This is a genomic window from Chrysanthemum yellows phytoplasma, from assembly GCF_000803325.1.
Classification (GTDB): Bacteria; Bacillota_I; Bacilli_A; order Acholeplasmatales; family Acholeplasmataceae; genus Phytoplasma; species Phytoplasma asteris.
Genome location: NZ_JSWH01000112.1, coordinates 1 through 2,036, shown reverse-complemented (window position 1 = coordinate 2,036; position 2,036 = coordinate 1). Strand labels below are relative to the sequence as shown.

1 protein-coding gene and 2 tRNA genes are annotated in these 2,036 nt (G+C 31.8%); all 3 read left to right on the top strand.

Annotation, left to right across the window (positions count from 1 at the left end):
- The first annotated feature begins 160 nt into the window (after window positions 1-160).
- The 3 genes from OL66_RS02375 (at window position 161) to OL66_RS02365 (ending at window position 2,027) form a co-directional block, all read left to right on the top strand.
- Complete coding sequence (locus OL66_RS02375; RefSeq protein WP_034172307.1) at window positions 161-1,393, top strand: acetate kinase; 1,233 nt, start codon at window positions 161-163, stop codon at window positions 1,391-1,393.
- Window positions 1,394-1,439: 46 nt separating this feature from the next.
- Window positions 1,440-1,527, top strand: a tRNA-Ser gene (locus tag OL66_RS02370).
- Window positions 1,528-1,951: 424 nt separating this feature from the next.
- Window positions 1,952-2,027, top strand: a tRNA-His gene (locus OL66_RS02365).
- The last annotated feature ends 9 nt before the right edge of the window (window positions 2,028-2,036 follow it).

Genomic DNA, 2,036 nt, shown 5'->3' with positions numbered 1-2,036 from the left:
ATTAAAAGAAATTATTAATTAAAAATAAAAATAAATCAAATAACAAATAATTAAAATCCCAATCCCAAACTCAACCCAAAAAAATTAAGTCAAACAACAATTAAAATTAATATACAAACAACAAATAAATTATTACACATCAAAAAACGGAGAAAAATATATGAAAATTATGTCGGTAAATTCTGGTAGTTCTTCTTTAAAATTTCAATTATTAGAAATGCCACAACAAGAAGTAATTGTTTCAGGTTTAGTTGAAAGAATCGGTAGCAATCAGGCTGTTTTTACAATGAAGACCAAAGACAAAAAAGACAAACAAGTATTAGAAGTGCTAAATCATCAAACAGCAGTAGAGTTATTGCTAGATGCTTTGATTCAAAAAAAAGTTATTAATACTTTGGAAGAAATCGAAGGAGTAGGGCATCGCGTAGTTCAAGGTGGAGAAATATTTAGCGATTCTGCTGTTTTAACTGAAAAAACTCTTGCTCAAATTGAAAGTTTATGCGACCTAGCTCCCTTACACAATCCTGCAAACATCATAAGTATTAAAGCTTTTCAAAAAGTACTTCCCCAAGTTTTTCAAGTAGCTGTTTTTGATACTACTTTTCATCAAAGTATGCCCGCAGTTAATTTTTTATACGCCACTCCTTATTACTGGTACCAAAAATACCAAATTAGAAAATACGGAGCTCATGGTACATCTTATAAATATATAACTGAGCAAATGCAACAAATTTTGGGTAAAAAAAACGCCAAAATCATTATTTGTCATGCTGGCAACGGCGTTTCTTTATGTGCAGTTGATTCTGGTAAATCAGTTGATACTTCTATGGGTTTTACTCCGTTAGAAGGGGTTCCTATGGGAACTCGTAGTGGCAATATTGATCCTGCAGTAGTGAAATTTATAGCTGAAAAAGAAAACAAAACTGTTGCTTGTGTTATCGATGATTTGAATAAAAAATCAGGTTATTTAGGAGTATCAGGTATTTCTAATGACACTCGTGATATTTTGGCAAGCATTAAAGAAGGCAACCAGCAAGCCATTTTGTCACACGACATCCAAGTTAAGCGTATAGTTGATTATATTGCTAGTTATTACGTATTATTAAAAGGCGTTGATGCTTTAGTATTTACAGCTGGTATTGGCGAAAATTCTTCTTTTTTCCGTTCTGAAATTATTAAACGTTTATCAGTTTTAGGAATTAAGTTAGACGAAGAAAAAAACAAAGTTCAAGGCAAACAAGAACTTATTACAACTTTTGATTCTGCAATCAAAGCTTTTGTTGTTCCTACCAATGAAGAACTTGCTATTGCTCAAGATGTTTTGCGTTTACAACAAAATCAAACTAATCAAGATAAAGACGATCAGCAAGAATGTTTTTGCTGTTGCGGCTAATAATTAAATCACAAACCCAATCACTTTTATAGTTTTGGGGCTTTTTGGAGGAATACTCAAGTGGCCGAAGAGGCACGCTTGGAAAGCGTGTAGATCCAAAAGATGCGAGGGTTCGAATCCCTCTTCCTCCGCCAACTAAAATTATCTATTTTTTGTTAGTTTGCAAAGTCAGTTTCATTTTGATAAAAATAATTTCCATAATTTCATCGCTCATATTATTTTTTTAAGAACTTGTTTTTTAAGGGCTTGTTGTTGGGAAATGTTTTGGTAATTTGTTTTTTTTGCATTTGTTTTTTGCGTTTTTTTGGCATTTGTTTTTGGAACTTTTTAGACTTATCTTTTTTTCTTTTGAGGTTTTTGGAATGCACATTTTTTATCTCAATTTATTCCCTCAAATCTTTTTTAAACATCGCCACCAAAAATATTGACTGCAAAAAACTTATAAAAACAATCAATTATCATTAAAAAAACAACCAACCTAACTTTTTTACTTTACAAATTAACAAAATCAAGTTATAATATTCTATGTTATGGAATTTTAATTATTAAAATTATTTGGCGGTTATGGCGAAGTGGTTAACGCGGCGGCTTGTGGCGCCGATATGCGTGGGTTCGATTCCCACTAGCCGCCCCAGAATATATT